The organism is Aromatoleum toluvorans (genome assembly GCF_012910905.1).
In the GTDB taxonomy this organism is placed as follows: Bacteria; Pseudomonadota; Gammaproteobacteria; order Burkholderiales; family Rhodocyclaceae; genus Aromatoleum; species Aromatoleum toluvorans.
Genome location: NZ_WTVN01000002.1, coordinates 218,882 through 236,885, shown reverse-complemented (window position 1 = coordinate 236,885; position 18,004 = coordinate 218,882). Strand labels below are relative to the sequence as shown.

General features: G+C 59.1%; 11 protein-coding genes and 2 pseudogenes. 10 read left to right on the top strand and 3 right to left on the bottom strand.

Translation table 11 applies throughout. The features are described 5' to 3' along the window. Nucleotides 1-444: 444 nt before the first annotated feature. From GPA22_RS02750 to GPA22_RS02740, 3 genes are read right to left on the bottom strand one after another with little or no spacing between them, the layout of a single operon-like run. Nucleotides 445-3,084: an RNaseH domain-containing protein gene (locus GPA22_RS02750; protein ID WP_169254561.1), complete on the bottom strand. Its 2,640-nt coding sequence runs from the start codon at nt 3,082-3,084 to the stop codon at nt 445-447. Next, nucleotides 3,081-6,578: a pPIWI_RE_Z domain-containing protein gene (locus tag GPA22_RS02745; RefSeq protein ID WP_169254560.1), complete on the bottom strand. Its 3,498-nt coding sequence runs from the start codon at nt 6,576-6,578 to the stop codon at nt 3,081-3,083. The genes GPA22_RS02750 and GPA22_RS02745 overlap by 4 nt, the downstream gene beginning before the upstream one ends. Further along, nucleotides 6,575-7,876: a restriction endonuclease-related protein gene (locus GPA22_RS02740; RefSeq protein WP_169254559.1), complete on the bottom strand. Its 1,302-nt coding sequence runs from the start codon at nt 7,874-7,876 to the stop codon at nt 6,575-6,577. Before GPA22_RS02740 ends, GPA22_RS02745 begins: the two co-directional genes overlap by 4 nt. 178 nt (nt 7,877-8,054) lie before the next feature. Here GPA22_RS02740 and GPA22_RS23065 point away from each other — a divergent pair. The 10 genes and pseudogenes from GPA22_RS23065 to GPA22_RS23060 form a co-directional block, all read left to right on the top strand. After that, a pseudogene (locus GPA22_RS23065) lies at nt 8,055-8,444 on the top strand (HAD domain-containing protein); the annotation flags it as partial. A 169-nt stretch (nt 8,445-8,613) separates the two neighbouring features. Then, nucleotides 8,614-8,931, top strand: coding sequence for an XRE family transcriptional regulator (locus GPA22_RS02730; RefSeq protein WP_211168886.1), 318 nt, complete (start codon nt 8,614-8,616; stop codon nt 8,929-8,931). A gap of 106 nt (nt 8,932-9,037) precedes the next feature. Continuing rightward, a complete protein-coding gene (locus GPA22_RS02725; RefSeq protein WP_169254557.1) occupies nt 9,038-12,256 on the top strand; it encodes an Eco57I restriction-modification methylase domain-containing protein in 3,219 nt (1,072 codons plus the stop codon). Between the two features lie 109 nt (nt 12,257-12,365). Beyond that, nucleotides 12,366-12,716, top strand: a complete 351-nt coding sequence (locus GPA22_RS02720) for a metallophosphoesterase family protein (protein WP_169254556.1) — start codon at nt 12,366-12,368, stop codon at nt 12,714-12,716. After that, nucleotides 12,713-13,255, top strand: coding sequence for a metallophosphoesterase family protein (locus GPA22_RS02715; protein WP_169254555.1), 543 nt, complete (start codon nt 12,713-12,715; stop codon nt 13,253-13,255). Before GPA22_RS02720 ends, GPA22_RS02715 begins: the two co-directional genes overlap by 4 nt. 127 nt (nt 13,256-13,382) lie before the next feature. Beyond that, a complete protein-coding gene (locus GPA22_RS02710; RefSeq protein WP_169254554.1) occupies nt 13,383-13,805 on the top strand; it encodes a helix-turn-helix domain-containing protein in 423 nt (140 codons plus the stop codon). A gap of 331 nt (nt 13,806-14,136) precedes the next feature. Further along, a complete protein-coding gene (locus GPA22_RS02705; protein WP_169254553.1) occupies nt 14,137-14,697 on the top strand; it encodes a TnsA endonuclease N-terminal domain-containing protein in 561 nt (186 codons plus the stop codon). Then, complete coding sequence (locus GPA22_RS02700) at nt 14,678-16,639, top strand: Mu transposase C-terminal domain-containing protein (protein WP_169254552.1); 1,962 nt, start codon at nt 14,678-14,680, stop codon at nt 16,637-16,639. Before GPA22_RS02705 ends, GPA22_RS02700 begins: the two co-directional genes overlap by 20 nt. Continuing rightward, on the top strand, nt 16,636-17,643 hold the full coding sequence (locus tag GPA22_RS02695; protein ID WP_169254551.1) for a TniB family NTP-binding protein: 1,008 nt from the start codon (nt 16,636-16,638) through the stop codon (nt 17,641-17,643). Before GPA22_RS02700 ends, GPA22_RS02695 begins: the two co-directional genes overlap by 4 nt. Further along, nucleotides 17,640-17,969 (top strand): annotated as a pseudogene (locus GPA22_RS23060) (TniQ family protein); the annotation flags it as partial. The gene GPA22_RS02695 and the pseudogene GPA22_RS23060, both read left to right, overlap by 4 nt. Between the last annotated feature and the right edge of the window lie 35 nt (nt 17,970-18,004).

Below are 18,004 nucleotides of genomic sequence, written 5' to 3'. Positions count from 1 at the left end.
ACATGTGGGACGCCAGCAGCATGCGCCAATCTCCCGACAGCGTCTGGACTATCCCCACGGTATGAGTTGGGTGAGTCGGGGCAAGAACGGCACCCCTAAGGTATTGGCCGTTCTAAGCATGCAATCGGTTCCCACGATTCAAATACAAGTGGAACATCCGCACCGACCGCCGGACATGTGCGTATGAGCGGAGCGATGACGTATCGTCGGCCTTATGTTAGATACACATAGGGCCGAGAGGCGGAAGATCGGGAGCGCCGGCGACGCCGACCAGCCGCATCGGCGAGTTGTCGCCACATCGCTGGCAGCCATCGGCCCCCTACCGCTGATCCATTCCTGACCAGCCGCCTGCTGGGGCGAGTTGCCCAGCCGCCTTACAGATAATCCTCGTTCTCATCCCCCCATGAAGTTCCGAGTGTGATCTGCTCGCCCCAATCGCTACCGTTATCGGACCGCTCCGGCAAGTAAGCCGGCTTCATGCAACGGGAAGGGAAGTATGGTCCTCTCGTCAGTCGCAATGTGGCATTGCATCATTTGCCGTGTCAGCAGCACTAAGCCCAGTGCGTCGTCGTTTTTCCCTTTGACCATTACCGATACCTCGCTCAAGGACGGGAAACGTCGGTGTTTGAGTTGCCCCGCCCCTGACTCGTGTCGCGACTTCTTGTTTGCACTCACCGTTGCCAGGCTTCGCTGAAGGGGGGTTGGCAACCCTCGGCTCACCCAGTACGTTCGCTCCGAGGTCGGTTCCTTGAAAACACCAGCCGTAGTGCCCTGAACGTTTCCTTCTACCCAGTAGCACGGCGCCTTGGCCGCCTCGTCGGTGATCCGCACGATCGCGATGTTGTCCTCCGGCGAAATCTCTCTGATCGGCGCCGCACCGCCAACAGCGCCGAGTCGCAAGGCGTCGAACTGAAAGTTCAAACTGTTTTGCAGGCCCGGGACAGACTGCCGGATATTCGTCGCCTCGACAAACAAGACGGTGGGGTATCGATCCCGTGGCGTCGCTTGGGCGAAGAACTGCCCGACTCTTGCTGTTCGCTCCATCTTCTTTGCGGTTCTCAGATTGAGCACCTCTCTCATGGAGATCCGCCGGATCGCCTCGGGATACGAGCAACGATGCACCGACTCGTCGGGGCCGAGTAGACACACCGAGATCGTCCCGCCGTGACACTCCACGTATACCGGTGTGGCAAGCCCTCCTCGCTCCCCCGCCTGATACTCCTGGCGTCCATGTACGTCGATCATCCACCACGCCGCAAGGCGGACATCCTGTCGCTCCACAGGACAAACGCCGTAGGCGCGAAGGAGGTCGAGGAACGCATTTTGATAGGCGAGTTGGTCCGGGTCCTCCTCGGCGTCTTCTTGATCCGTGCCCACATCAGCGCGATCGTCATCCGGATCGAAAAGCCGCACCTGTGCAACACCCTGTCTTTCGGAGATCACTTGGTACGTGAGCAGGTAAGGATCGCGAGCCGATCGCTCCCTCAACGCCTTGTTCATCTCAAGCAAGGCCATCCAAGGCCCGACAGGTACTGGCTGCTGGGAATCAAGATATTCCCTCATCGCTTGACGTGCCTGCTTGTCGCGCGCATCGAGCAAATACTTCTCGACTTTCCACCGCTTTTCCTTGGCTAGCCCCGCGAGTCGAGTCCGATCAATGTCATCGACCATCTCCGCGAGAGATCCAGCTGGGATGGTGTCGATGACCAACGATGGCCCTTCGGAATAGTGCCACCGGTTTCCAATCACCTCGTCGGGATTGCCTATCGTCTTGCAAACCGCCTGCGAGACCAGGTCTGTTCCGCTCTCTCTGGCCTTGAGCAGGACCAAGTGACTTTCACCGCTCTTATCCAGAGAATGTGCCGAGCGTCCCAATGCAGCACGGAGCTCGGCTGGCGTCCCGCCAATTCCCACCACGGCCCTTGTGCGAGGCCCTTTCCGGGTGACGCGCTCCATGTCAACTCGATGAAATCCCGCCGCTCCAAGATGGCGATCCAGATTGTCCAGGTACGCCGCCCTCTCGGGACTTGGTAAGCCCGTCCCACCTGGCGCCCATTGATCTCCATGGACAGTCCCGAATCTCGGATAGAGACCAACGCGATCACCAATAATGCTGCTCATGCCCAACTCCGCCTCGTCGAACGGGATGCCAGACATGCCAAGTATCGCCTTCAGCACTCGCCTGTCGGCGCTGTCGTTTCCATTCTTGCCTTCGGACGCATTCCGCCAATCCTGTCGCGTGGTGGCAAGGTCCACGCATCGCATGCGGCCGGCGCCTGTGTTCAAGGCGGGATCCACCGGAAGGAACACGTCCATACTTCTTGCGCGCGTCCAGCTCAGGCGTGCAGCGTGAACGGAACCGAAGTTCCGAATTCCCACGTTCACGGAAACGCGTAACTTGTCGCTCTCGGGCGTGGACACCGCCGCAACGCTAAACAGCTCGGTCCACCATCCTGGCCCCGATTTCCGCTCGACGCGGGAGGGCTCATATCGAAGCAACGTCTTGCCGGAGTAGAGGCTGCGTTGGGGGCCGGACGACACAAGGACGCCCTCGTTGCAGGTTCCTTCGTTTACCGCCTTCCCTTCAAGCGCCCGCGCTGCCGCAAGCGTGATAAGGTTGAATAGAGCGGGGTCCTTGGGAACAGGGCACGCGCCATTCCACGTGACACGCGGATCGATCGTCACTTCTTTGCATGGCTTACCTCTCAAGCTCCGCCCGTCCTGAAGCATCGCGATAATTGCGGAGGACTTGTCTGGTAGAACGATACCGAGCCATATGGCCACGGCCACCTCGATCTCCCGCCTAATCTCGTCGACGGAACTGGCCGGGTCGATGGCGATCAGTGTGATCGAAGTCGGCTCGCCGTACGACTCCGCTTCAATGCCAACCAGATCGACACTTGGAGCCGCCCAGCCCAGCACAGCCGATAGACCGGCAATATTTGCATTGCGGTCAACTTCGACACCCTGCGCCTCCTTGATCGCTCCATAGATCCCCAACGGCAGTGAATAGCGAACGATCCGTCGGTCCAGAAGGATCCCTGCATCAATCTCGTAGAGGTAAGGGTGGATCGCAGCCGTCATACTTTTCCTCTCACTTGTTCGCAAAATAGTTGGTCGAGTGCTTCAAGAAAGGGGCTGTAAAGCCGTTCGGCAATGACGCGATCGGCGCTGTCCTCGATCGCCAACCGCAGGGTTTCCTGGCATTGTTTGAGACAGCTGGAACTGTCCGTATCGGCCTTCGGCGGGTCTTGGTACCGACCCGGCGCGAACTTCTGATCGATGAATCCAACGTAGACGGGGACGCCACCCCGTATTCCTCGCCCGATCGTCTGCCAGAGAGAGGTGATGAGGTCCCAAGCGAATTGCGCCCGTGCCTCCGGCGACATTACCTGGTAGGACACGCGCAGCGCGAACCCGTCGTTCAATGCGCGATGGCCGCGGGAGATGAACCATCTGGCAAGGTCCGACAAGGATACGGGTTCCTTAGCCGGCCGATCCCGCTTCAACTGCAGGTCCATCGCCGCGCGGTTTAGCATGCCGACGACCGTGGAATGGTCATCCGGCCGTGGGTGCGGACGATGGAGGAAGTAGATTGTGCTCAACGCCGCCTGCCCCGAGGGAGTAACGATGTTGTGTCCTCTTGAGATCGGTCCGAGCGGAGCGACCAGGACCGACCCTTCGGGTGATCGTCCGAAGTCCTCTACCCTCGATCGCGGCAGAAGGTTCACCCCCCGATGGAATTCGTCCCCGGACCGTGCGGCCTCCCGTTCGAACTCGCCAGTCCGCGCAAGTTGGTCACTCACCAGGCAGTACACCGAATGCGACTGTCCGCAGGCCCTTGCGAGTTCGTTCGCTACAAGCTTCGCATCCGGGTAGTTGTTTGTGACAAGCAGGGCACGCCGACGGTCAGCTGATCGTAGTCCCTGCCCTGCCCAAAGCTCTTCCAAGTCCTGCCATTTGTTTTGCAGAATCGTCCCGGTGGGAGCCGGCCTGCCCAGCAGGTTAGCCACTTGGCGCAACCGCGCCCTCCGGGTATCCGGCGCAGCGCCCGAAATGCTGATGGGCTCATGTCCAAGGGAAACGAACTCGTATCGGCTGTGCGACAACGCCTCCAGTTCCTCGTCCGGCTGCCTGAGGATGGCGGTCACAGGCCACTGGACATCGAATGTGGGCGAAGCGGTGGGCGAGTTTCCGCCCGCCCAACTTGTCCCGGACATCAGGAGGACATGCGGCCCGGCTTGACCTTCGTATGCCAGCAGACCGTGGAGATTCGTCAACAGGTATCGACCTACGCCAAGGTGGTTGACCAGCTTGAGCGTTCCACCTTGCGCCGAATCGCCCGCTTGATGGAACATGAGCCCAAAGACGCTCCCGAACATGGGCCGAGGAATGAGATTGCCATAGTGGCGCAGGATTCTCCTGGCCTCTCGAAACGCATCCTCCTTCAACAAGCCGAATTCATCCTCAACCGCGGCTTGGTTACGAACCAGGTACGCGAAACTCGAAAGACACACGTTCGTCAGCATCGCCAGCAAGACTGCTAGAGCTCGGTTCCGCGCGTCGGTTGGCACTTCCGGCCTCCCGAATCGATCGTCGGGCGAGCGGCCACGCCTGCGCATCGTGGGCTGAGCGGACCGCCACGAGAACATCCGGAGGACCCCCGTGTCGATCGCCTCCGCAATCCGGTCAATCGTCTCGCCCTCCTGCTGATCGACGACCGCGTCGATTACATCGGCCTGTATCGGCTTCAAGAAACGGTAGGCTTCACGCATTTCATCGTTGAGATTGGCGGAGTCAGTACCGACGGCTTCCTGATCCTCTTCGTCTCCCGTGGCCGACTTTCCGTAAAGCATCCCGGCCATGATCGCGATCTGCTCCAGCTTGCCGGCTCGCTCTTCCGGTCGAACCTCGTCTTCCTCCAAGGGAAATGGATTCTTTGGCAAGAGATCGGCAAAGATGCTCGCGGTTGTAAATGTCTTCCTTTCGGTGATCCAGCGCAGTGCATCGCCATGCCTCAACAGCAAGTGATAGATCGCCGAGATACTGTCCTGCAGCCGGTTCAGCTCACGAATCCACCTCACGTTAGCGGACGACTGGTACTGACTTCCTGTCCGATCACCAATGGCCTTCACGACCGCCCGAACGCTTGAGATCATGAATGCCGACTCGTTGGTCGAGAGCAGATCCTTCTCCTGCGTACACTCCTCGTCAAAATGCGTCTGCACGCTGTCGGCTTCATCGATCAAGACCACGTCAGCGAGAAACTGGAACAACTCCGGAAACGACATCTCCTCGGCCACGAAGGCCTTGTCCACGGTCATATGCAGCAATGCCGGGGCGGTCATCGCTATGACGTTCGCCGTTCCTAGACGGCTCTGTTGATCGTGCACGGGACATGAGGTGATCAGCGGACATGTTCGGTCGCCTTCGTGACCGCTGCGCCCACCCTGCTTTAGCCGGTGGCACGGTTTCTCAGAAAGCTTAAGCACACCCGGAGCCGCCGGATCGTTTGCCAACTGAGGAAGAGGCTGGAAACCTTCCAGCGGACAAGCGACACCAAGGCTGCTGGTCAGTGCCGCGGTTGCCTCGAGGGTCGAATCAGATGGGTAGCCGCGGGCGTTCCAGTGCGCCATGCTGAGATGCTCGTCTCTGTTCCTTGGCGAGCTGATCACCGTTGCCTCGGAAAATCCATGAGCATGCAGGCGAGCGACCAACTGTGACGCGGACGCGGTGTCCGGCGACAGGATCAACACACGCTTCTCGTAGCCCGGGCTGATCAAGGCGAACAACAGCGCATGCAGCAGCGTGCTCTTGCCGCTCGACAACATGCCAACAAGATGGCTTGTGCCGTCCAGCGTGATCGCGCCGTCCCTGAAGAAGCCGCCCCCCAAACTCTCGACTCGCACCTTTTCAAGGCGCTTGAAGAGATTCAGCTTGGGCATCCAGCCTGGGAAGCCGGGGGCGGACTCCCGTTCATCGACCCGTCGCGCAACGTCCAAGAGCGTCGTCCACTTGACGGATACTGGCGGGTTTACGCTTCTCCTCGGCAGCTCAACACGACGCGGCGGCGTGAGTGGGATATCGGGAATCCTGACGGTTCTAACGTCTGCGTTCTTCGTCAGCGTGACCTTCGCATGGCCCGCGTCGGCGAGCCGCAATTCCCGCGCCGAATATTCGGCGCGCGCGTCGAGAATGCTATCCAGGAATGCAATGACCGAAGGTGAAACCGCGTCCCTTCGCCGTGTGAAACCGTCGACCACACGATACGCCGCACGATTGCTCACCTCAGCGTGCGCGGTAAGCGCCTTCCTCCAAGCCAACCGGCTACAGAAGTTTCCCGCGTACTGCCGCAGCGTGAAGAGGCGCCGAGCCGCCTGTTCGGGCAGCCACGTCGTCAAGTGCCCCTGGAGCAGGGAGGGAAGAAGGTGAACGGGCTCAGACGGCGCATGCAGATGCGAAAAATGAAGGCACAGGTCCACAAGTGCCACATCGCGCAGATCGAACCGGTTCAAGCCCGATGCGCCCGTAAGCACGAGATCTCCGTATCGACTGGTAAACTCCGCGAGATCTCTCATTCTTGCCCCTCGAGCACATCAAGGAACTCGGAGACCGTCATGATGACTTCCGGCTCCATCAACGCCGAACGCCTGGCACGACGGAAGACCGTCTTGTAGAGCGGAAGTCGTTCACGGAGATAATCTGGAATCACAAGAACGCGCTTTTGTCTTCGGCGCCGCTCGACATTCCCCAAGGATCTCGCCAGCGAAAGTGGCGAAAGGTGGTCCTTCACATCAATGGCGAATCGCGTTTTCCCCGGCCGCGACACCAAGAGATCATACTTGTCGAACTCGGGCCAAAGGAGCGACTTCCAACCGCGTTCCATTACGGCCTCGTGAAGCCGTAGTTCATGCCACCCCGGCAGCGCCCAGAATACCCTCACGGGTCGCTTCAGTTCGAGGGTCGCGGGCGTGTGATCGATGTACCTCGGGCCCCTCTCCCGAAGCATCTTCTCCGCCGCAGGGTCGCGCATTTCTGTCGCCCACCGATTCCTGTTTTTTCTAAGGCGGGTACCACTAAGCGGACACAACGCAATCTTTCCATCCTCGGCATGGATCTCCGGGATGCGCTCATAGAAAAAATCCACGAGTTGCCTGGTCATCGAGGTCCACGCCCGCAAGGTCTCGTACCGAACGAGAAAGACCGCATGAGACTCCGCAACCGGATTTTCAATGACAGCACGGCGCCATTCGCTGTAGAACGCCTGACCGTGGGCCTCGTCGATCTCAGAGCACGCCGCGATCAGCCGCTGGTAGAACATCTCCTCCGCGTCGGCTTCAGCGAGTCCCGCCATGGAGATGCAGTCGGGGGTCACTGCTCCTGCCTCTATCAAGAGGGAGGCGAAGAAGCTCTCGCTCTCTTGACCATCGCCATATTCCGGACACCACTCAAAGATCGGGCTCATGGCATTACGGACGAGCGACGCCAGATCGACCGGATAGGACGTGCCCCGCTCGATGTTCAGGGCGGCCGCAAGATTGAAGCCCCGGAGAAGCGCCTCGGGGTACGGCGCCTGAATATGCCCGTGTTGATCAACGTGCTCTTGAAGTCGGCAAAGACCGGCCGCAAGGAGATTGACCATGTCGTAAGGCGATCCGCCGGCTTCGTGCCGCGGGGGCGCCGTCGCAGCCTCCCCGTCGGCATGGATGCCGACCTTGGCGAGAATGGCCTCAGGAATGGCCGATAAGCGACCTTCCGCTTCGTATCGCAGATACCGGTCGAGGGTGGGTCGCGTGATCCCTAGGAACGCCGCAGCCCGGATCTTCCATCCTCGGATCGCACCACCGACTAGCTGTTGCAGCCTCACTGCGAACATCGTACCCCCGGCGTTACATTTGCTTTTACATTTTACAATGTCGCGCTAATTTGTAAAATGTAAAAGCAACTTTCAACACTTGCTAAAGTCATTGATCGCTCCCCTGACAGATCGGCCTGGCGCGGACAGGGCGATTCAAAGCGGGATTCCGCGTTGACCACACGATGTCGCGGCGCGCGTTGTGGGCGCGACCTGGCACAGCCGAATGGACCAGCAGGCGTGGATCGCGAGGAGCCACTGCGAGCAGGTACTGCAGTACGCTGCTCGTCACAGACTCAGGTCATGGATCGCAATCGACGATGATGACGAGCGTTGGCGTGAAGATTGCCGAGCACATCTTGTACTGGTGGACGATGAGCTTGGACTAGCGGACCACGGAGCGGAGCCCGTGAGCAACTTTCGTCGCGGCTGCATCTACTCCGGCGGGCCGGCGGCAAACCAACCTAGTACACCGATTCCAACGCAGCCGCGCCCTTCGGTCCGATCCCGTTGCGCTTGGAAAACTCGGAATCGACGGCCCCGGTTAAAACTCGACTCGCCTCATTTCATGGTGCGGCCGACCATCTAGCTGTATATTTGTACATCTCAACTCGAACTGCTGGCGATCATACACCTAGCGCAGTCATTATTTAATGACTGCGATCACCGTTAGACACTAATTCATGACTATCAAACATTTTTTTATTTTTTCTATTAATTTATTAATGTCGTCGAATCATAATGTTATGATGTGTTCCATGACCTATGTTGAATTTCAGCGACATGTCGGCAAGGCGGGGCTGACGATCAAGGCCTTCGCCGAACTGGTCCGCATGAACCGGATCTCGCTCTCCAACTATGCCAAGCGGGGTGAGGTGCCCTCGCATCTCGCGGTGATCGCGGCGTTGCTAGGCGAGATGGCGGATCAGGGAATCGACTACCGGGTCGTGCTATCACGCATCGACATCGCATCCAAGAAGCCTCGGGGGGCGGGAAAAAACGGGCGTTTCGGGGGCAACCCGGCACGGGAGTTGGACCGTTTCAAGGAAGACGGCCCAACCAAACAGTCGCACTGAGCTCGTCGGAGTCGGAGAGCGTCGGGCGAGGAAACCAACGAAATCGGCAGGTTGTGCATACGCTCGCCCCCTAAATTTCGGACGAACGCGCAACAGGATTTTCAGAATGTCTAATACCGCAGCACTAGAGACCGCATACCTACATATCGCGGCCAAGCGCAGCCGGCCCTGGCAGGGCGAAGAGGAAGTTCGCATCGCCTGGGTATCCGCGCTTGAAACGGCGCTCGGCGTTCATTTCGACGCCGAGCGGGCGGACAAGGATAGTAGCTACAACAACGTCATTATTGAGTTTAAGGCGCCTGGGCTCTTCAAGGGAAAGAAGACCAGCGCTGCCTTCAGGAAGGCGACCGAGAAGCAGCTCCTGGACTATGTGCTGCGCGAGTCAGAAAAATCAGGCATCGCCCCGGACGACTACATCGGCATTGCGATCGACGGCGATCATGTCTGTTTCGCGCAGGTGCGCGACGGGGTGATTCACACGCAGCACCTCATTCCCTTCTCCGAGTATGCGGTGCGCTTGGTCGCCCAGGCGATTCAGGCCGATACACGCCGTGCAATCACAGTAGACCATCTGATGGCCGACTTCGGCCATGGTTCGTCCCATGGTCGTGCGCTCATGCAAGCCATGTCCGACGCCTTGGCCGACGAACTGGCCCGGCCTGGCAATTCCAAGATCAAGATGCTGTTCGAGGAGTGGCGCACGCTTTACGGTCAAGTAGCCGACATGTCCGTACTACAAGCTGAAGCCGTCAACCGCGAGATCGGATTCGTTTGGCGAGGAGCGGAACACGAAGCCATGTCGGGCCGGCTGTTCGTCATCCACTCCTACAACTCGCTCCTCATCAAGCTTCTCGCCGCGGAAATCGTGTCGGCCCACGGCCTCACGACCCTCCGGCAGCCGGCACAAGCAATGGCAACGGTGTTGGCCCCTAGTGCATTGCTGGATATGCTATCGACGGACATCGAGCGGGCAGGCATTTTCCAGCAAGCCGGCATCCATGGATTTGTCGAGGAGGCGATCTTCAGTTGGTATCTTGACGTTGCCCGCGAGGGTGCTCACCAGGCCGAACTGGTCGCAGCATTGCGGGGTATCCTAGCGGCTTTGTCGCTCTACCGCACTGATCGCCTGACGCACACCCGCGACGTATTGCGCGACCTCTATCAAGACTTGGTGCCCGGCAAGCTGCGACAGAGCTTGGGTGAGTTCTACACGCCAGACTGGTTGGTGGACTTCACCGTCGAAAAGGCCCGGCGTGGCGCCTGGCTTACGAAACGGGTGCTAGATCCGACCTGCGGTTCCGGCGCTTTCCTAGTCGTGCTGATCCGATTGATTCGCGAGGAGGCGGCCAAGGCCAACTGGGATGCCGCCCGTATTCTTGAGCATGTCTGCACATCAGTCTGGGGCTTCGACCTGAACCCGCTGGCGGTACAGACCGCGCGGGTCAATTTCCTGATGGAGATCGCGGACCTCCTCAAGGCTGCCCCCGGTCATGCTTTGGAGATTCCGGTACTGCTCGCCGATGCGATCTACTCGCCCGCGCCGGACCCGGCCAAGGGACAACCTGTGTTCCACTACCGCATCGGCAGCCAGTTTGCGGGGTTGGAGATCGAGTTGCCATCATCCCTGGTATTCAATCGGAAGCGGTTGGATCAGGTCTTCGCGCAGATGGGCGAGGATGTCGAAGAGAATTTGGAGTACACGCAGACCGAAGAGCGGCTCCTTGCTGCCGGATTGCTTACCTCATCAGAGGCAACGGAATGGCGCGCACCCCTGAGCCACACTTATACCCAAATTCTCAACCTCCATCGCGAGAAATGGAACGGCATCTGGTTCCGAATCGTGCGCAACTTCTTCTGGTCGGCGACCGCTGATCGATTCGACTGCATCGTGGGAAATCCGCCTTGGGTGCGCTGGTCCAAGCTGCCGGATACCTACCGGGAGCGGGTTAAACCCACCTGCGAACACTATGGCATCTTCTCAAAGAACAAGCGGCACGGAGGCAACGAGCTGGACATTTCAGCGATGATTACCTACACGACGGCGGACAAGTGGCTCAAATCCACCGGTCGGTTGGCGTTTGTGATTCGCGGGGAGATCTTCAAGAACCCGTCGTCTGCAGGATTCCGCAACTTTCAGCTGGTGCCGAGCGACCCGAAAACGCTGCACCTACGACCCGTCAGTGTCGATGACATGAAGGCCCTCAAACCATTCGCGGACGCGACGAACCATACCGTCGTCGCCGTGTTCGACAAGGCAAAGACCCCTGGAGTCTATCCGATTCCCTACCGTTTGTGGAAAAGTGTGCCCGGCGAATCGAGGACGATTCCGGTGGGTCTCACGTTGCCGGAGGTACGGGCCAGGACCACTGTCACGGTCCACGAGGCGGCACCGGTGAACGAACTCGGCTCCCCGTGGGCCGTGCTCGCCGAGGGGCGCTATCAATCCCTGCAAACGCTCGCCGGTACGTGCGCCTGGGTGGCTGGACGCAAGGGTATTACCACCGACCTCAATGGGGTCTACTTTGTGCCAATCGTCAACGTCAACAGCGACTCAGTTCAGATTCTCAGCCAGCCGGATGCTGGCAAGAAGAAAATCGGGGCCGCAAAAACCGCGTGGGTGGAAGCCGATTTGCTCTATCCCTTGATCAAGGGCGCTGGCGATTTCGAGGCGTGTTACCTGCGTTTGTCTGATCCGAAGCGCGCGGACGAAAGCCTATACGCCTTTGTCCCCAACCGCGGCATCGGCTACGACGACTACAAGTCCGCTCAAACGGCGATGAATAGCGCAGCGCTCGCCAAAACGCGGGCGTGGTTTGCGCGCTACAAGGCGCTCTTGAGCGACCGCTCCACCTACCGCCGCCAAATGAAAGGCGCACCCTACTACGCAATCTATAATGTGGGCGATTACACCTTCCAGCCATGGAAGGTTGTATGGCCCGAAATGTCCAGCCGCTTCTACGCCGCCGTGGCCGGCCACGCTGACGTGCCGACGATCGGCCGCCGGCCGTATGTGCCCGACCACAAGGTTTACTTCGCCGCGTTCGACGAGAAGGGGCCCGCCTATTTTCTATGTGGCCTGCTCAACACCCCGGCGGTTCGGGAATGGGTAGAGAGCCACAACGTCTCGATCCAAGTGGGCAACATCTTTAAGCACATGAACTTGCCCAAGTTCGATGCTGCGGAGGCTTCCCATGCCGCCTTAGCGGTCTTGGTAGAGCGCGCGCATCGAGAGCACGTAAGCGCTCGCCGAGCGACATTAGTTAGCAAAATTGAACGGGATGGTGAAGCGATCCTTAGCGCTTGGATGCAAAGAGCATCGTCTTGACCATAGAAACCACCTCCGCGACAAATCAACCTATGTTCCCGAACGGTTGAATAGATGGGAGCAGAACCGCCTTTCCTGTTTGACTTAAGGAGCCCCTGAACAACCGCGCATGAAGCTATACATCGCGAGTGAAGTGCACCTTGAATGCGGCGAACCATGGGAGCCCGCCGATTGCAATCTTGATGTGCTGATCCTGGCGGGGGACATCCACGTCGGTACGAAGGGGTGGAAGCGGTTTCGCGGCTGGCGTGACCGCTGGATGCTCTATGTGGCGGACAATCACGAGTTCTACGGCCAGAGTCTCCCGGCTACGCTGCGCGAGTTGCACGGCAAGAGCGCCGAAGGCGAGCGCGTGGGCTCGTTCTTCCTTGAGAAGAGCTCGACGGTCAACGACGGAGTGCGTTTTCTCGGAACGACGCTGTGGACCGATTTCAAGCTGTTCGGTGAGCCGAGGCGATGAATACGGCTGAACAGGAGATGACGGACTACCGCAAGATCATCGCCGTGAAGGACGGCCCCACGAAAGTCATGCTATCGCCCGCAGACACACTGCGCTTTCACCTGCGCGCCTGCGAATGGCTCGAAAACGAATTGGCGAAGCCGCACGACGGACCTACGGTGGTCGTCACACACCACGCCCCGTCAATCCAGTCGATCCCGCCGCGCTTTCGCGCCGATCTGGTGAGCGCCGCGTATGCCAGCAATCTTGAAGCATTGATCGAGGAGCATCAGCCCGCCCTTTGGGTGCATGGGCATTCGCATACCGCTTGCGACTACCGCATCGGTGCGACACGGATTATTGCGAATCCGAAGGGGTATCCGGGCGAAGGGGGCACCGATTTCCGACAAAACCTGATTGTCGAGATTTCTCATGACGCGCCGCCGATGTTGGAAAACGACCCGTTGGACTGGGGGCCGGACGTGGGAAACGAGAGACTGGAGGACCAACGACTCGATGATTTGCTGCGCAGTCGACGCGGAGCACACTCCCACCTATGAGATACCCGGTCATTTCCAACGTCAGAAGTGATTTTATTAAATTACTTTACGAATCAACCAATTATGTTGATATACCGTCGAATATCCGCTAAATTCTCTGCTGTCATCGACACCCACAATCACCGTCGTGAGCCCGTTCTCCATCTATCTGCGCGAATTGCGTATGCATCACAGCATGCGGCAAGCAGACCTCGCCGTGCAGATGGGGTATGAGCAGAGCTATCTATCGGCTCTCGAGGTCGGCACGAAAGGGCCACCGACCATTGAGTTCGTGGCGAAACTCATTCAGGTATTCGACCTTGACGCAGGAGAACAGGCCGCACTGCAGGCAGCCGTCCGAGAATCACAGCGCAAGTACGTAGTCCCCAACACTGCGTCAGTTGAGTTGTTCAAGATGATGCACGAGCTCTGGGAAGTCTTTGAAACCCTGCAACCGGTGCAAATCAAGCTGATGCGCGACGTCATCGCATTGGGCGGACAACTCGCGCCCCCTTCTCATCCCGTGTGTGGCCGCGGCCATCGAAAACACAAGGAGGGCGCTCAAATGTAAAAACGGGACAAACCTTGCGGCCTGCCCCGTTCCGGAAAGCAGCTGACGCTACCTTCGATTCGCACTCAAAGTATCGTTCGCTCCTCTCCCTCGCGTCAAGCCGCCCTTCACTTTTTCGAGCTACTGGCTTTCGGTGAAAGACCCGGAAACGGGCATCTTTACGCCTGAAATCGGTGGTACCTGAAGCGAATCTTGGCGCTGCTAAGGATCGTCGGGCTATCTCTTGTCCACGATTCTGGCAGCCGGGAGAACCGTCATGGCTGTACGTAGAGTCGTTACGCGCTCGGGCCGGCGCGTACGGGGATACTTCCCCTCAAGAAAGACGGGCCGCATGGTTGCGTGGGAATCACTACTCGAACGCGACGCGATTTACCTGTTCGAGTTTTCGCCAGGCGTCCTTGAGTTCCGGGAACAGCCCGAGCGGGTGCAGTTTTCTACCGAGGACGGCTCGTTTTTCTACATTCCGGATTTCGAACTCCAGCTTTGCGACGGAACGATCCGCCACGTCGAGATCAAACCGGCCGCAAAGCTCGCGAAGCCGGACGTCACTCAGCGATTCAAGGCGATTGCGGGGCACTACGACCGGATCGGGCGCGCCTTCCAGATCCTCACCGAAGAGCACATCCGCGCGGAGCCGCTTCTAGAGAACCTGAAACGGCTCGCGTACCACGCAGGTCGATTGGACGCCGCCGCACTCGACGACCTCGTGACTCGGTTGTCGATCCTCCCCGCTCGGACCTTCAGGGGCGCCTCGGCAGTCCTGGGTGACGACGTCAGCGTCTATCGCCTCCTGGCTTCAGGCCGATACCACAGCGACCTGACCCGCGCGATCACACCCGACTCTCTCATTCAACTTGCAAAGGAGTACGACGATGCGACGCTTTTCTTTTAGGCGCGGCTTGCGCTTCCTTCGCCAGCAGCGTGCCTGGCTCGTGGTTCGCCGTCTGACGGATGGTTCAATCCAACTCGAGGCTGAAGACGGTGAGCTCTGGAACGTGCGTGAGGCCGACGTTATCCGTCAGTGCGCGATAGGGGAACTCGTTGTCGACCTCGAAAACTCCCCTGACTGCGCGCCGCCGGTACTGATCAGCCGCGACCTTTCCAGCTACCCGGAGCCCTTGCAGGCACGCGCTCTGCGCCGCCAAATGTATCTTCAGCGGCTTCGAGCCAAGGGCCCCCTGGTATTCACCGCCAAGGCCCTCACGCCTCTCATCAGGGAAGTCGCGGCCGAGATCGGCGACCGAACACCGCCGAGTCCAGTGTCCATCTATCGGTGGAATTACCGGTACTCCGTCGGCTCCAGCGTCACCGACCTGGTCGACCATAGGGATCGGCTGGGTAGAAGGCGTAGGTGGTCGCCGGAGATACAAGAGATCGTCACGATGGCGATCGACACCATACTGCTCCATAAGCAGCGACATCCCCGAAAAGCCGTTTGCGACAAAGTCGTCCACCAAGTTACACAAATCAACCGCGCACGGCCTCCGGAAAACCAAGTCACGGCTCCGTCACGAGCAACGCTCTATCGATACATGGCGTGCCTTGAAGACTATGAGCTGACGGCCGGACGGCATGGCAAGGCGGTAGCTGACCGCCACTACCGCATGGTTCTCGGCACCCAAAAGGCGGAGAGGCTGCTCGAACGGGTGGAGATCGACCATACCCCCCTCAACGTCCTGGTCTTCTGCACCAAGGCAAAGCTACCGCTGGGAAAGCCTTGGCTCACCCTCGCAATCGACAAGTACAGCCGAATGATCGTCGGCTTCTACATCGGCTTTCACACCCCATCAGCCTACTCGGTACTGAGCTGCCTTGCTCAAGCCATTCTTCCCAAAGAGGATCTGCTGAAGCTCTACCCCGATATCACGACTCGGTGGCCGGCACGAGGATTCTTCGAGGTTCTCGTGTGCGACAACGGCATGGAACTGCATGCAAGCGCGTTGGCCATGGCCTGTGAGGATTTCGGTGTGCAACTGCAGTTCTGCCCGGCCATGACCCCAGAGTACAAAGGGGCAGTGGAGCGAGTACTGAAAACCATCAATCACGACCTGATCCATCGCCTCCCGGGTACCGTTTTCTCCAATGTGACCGAGCGGTGCGAATACGACTCCGAAAACCTGGCCTGCATCAGCTTCGACACCCTACTTCACGTCGTCACCAAGTGGATCGTCGAGATCTACAACCAAACACCTCACCGCGGCATCGGCATGCCACCGGCCAAGAAGTGGGAAATGGGTGAGCGAGAGCGGATCCTTGAATATCCGGCCGAACCAGCTCAGGTCCGGGTGATTCTGGCGCACTGCACCGAACGACGCGTGTTCCACTATGGCGTCGAGGTGAATGGCCTGCGGTACAACAATGCCGATCTTCAGCTCCTGCGCCGTCGCCACGGTGAGGACCTTCGCGTTACGGTCAAGTATCACGAGGACGACGTCGGGTACATCCACGTCTTCGACCCGGACCACAAGGCCTATTTCGAGGTGCAAGCCATCGACCAGGGATACGCCGCGGGTCTTCGCCTGATTCAGCATGAACTAATCCGCGCCAAACTTCGCAAGGAGAATGAAAAGCCGGAGGCTCTGGCAGCCCTTCTTGCCAAGAAGCACGAACTTCAGGATCTCATCCACACGGCCGCACATAGCCGAAAGATGGCTACGCGCAAACGTAAGGCGGTGATGAAGGGTGTCGATAGCGCATCGGCGCACAAGCCTAAGTCGATCGGTTCAAGGCGGCCAAAAACAACACCTGCGACGCCGTTGCCCCCGTCTGCCGGAGGGCCCGTTCCCCAGTTCAAGTCGGTACGGCGCGATCACGACGGAGGGGAGTCCGCATGACCCGCCCGAAGCGCGTGACAGTTTCCTCCCGACTTCAGGGCTTCTCCATCCGTCAAACGGTGATCGAGCACCCAGCCTTCCAGGAAGCCCTTCTGAGAGTTGAGCGCCTACACCTGAAATCAAAGAACTCCGGTCAGGCCGGTGGTCTCTTGATTACCGGTCTCACCGGATCAGGCAAGACCACTGTCCGGAAGGAGTACGAACGACGTTACCCAGTGCAGGACAACGGGGAGATCCTGAAGATCCCGGTGCTGAATGTCGACACTCCAGCACCGCCGACAGTAAAGAACCTCGCCGAAGCGATCCTGATCGCGATGGGGGACCCGATAAGCCACAAAGGTACGGCAGCCCAGAAAACGGAACGCATCTACCGCCTGCTCCGCATATGCGGCGTCGAGCTGTTGATTATCGATGAGTTTCAACACTTTTTCGATCACGGCAAAAGAACCGAAGCGGCCCGGGTGACGGACTGGCTGAAGAACCTTATCAACAACGCTGGCATTCCCGTTGTGCTGATGGGAATGCCAGATTCCGCTCGAGTCCTCCGCCTGAATCCGCAACTTGCTCGGCGTTTCTCTGCTCGTTTCGATCTTGGCCCCTTCCGATTCACCACAGTAGATGAGATCCTGCGGTTCCGCGGACTGCTGTCGGCGATTGAGAGCGCCTTGCCGTTGCCCTCGATCCCAATCAGTACGCCCGAGATGGCTCAGCGGTTCCACTGCGCCAGCTTCGGGCTCATCGACTACGTCTGCAAGATCACTGACGGTGCGGTCGATGCGGCGAGGTACCACGGCTGCGCCCACATCGATCAGCACCACTTGGCCGAGGCATTCGAAGAGGAGGTTTGGCGGGACGCATCGCCCGGCCTCAATCCCTTTTCTGCATCGTCAGATCTGCGGCCGCTGACTCGTCCTGGAGAACCTTTTGCGGATCTACTGGCGAGCCTGGGCCGTGACCCGGAAGGCCGATCAAACCGGCAATCTGACGACGGGGGGATCCGGTGACTCGCCTTATTTATCACCCCGCGCCCCACGAAACGGAAGGCCTATACGGCTTCCTCCTTCGAGTCGCCGAGGGCAATGGTCTTCAAGGGATCCGTGCAGCCTTTGATAACCACGACTCACTCGATGTCTGCATCAGACAACGCCTGGGTTGGGACCTCAAGTCATTGCATGGCATGAGACTCTTTCAGGAACTGGAGCCCGCCGGGTACGACACCTACAAGGTATGGAACCGGCGGGGCAGCCGGTACTGCCCCGTCTGTCTGAAGCTCGCAGGATATTGGCGCCAGGAATGGGAGCTTGCTCTGCTGACCGTTTGTCCCGAGCACCGTTGTGCGCTCGTAGACGTTTGCCATCAGTGCGG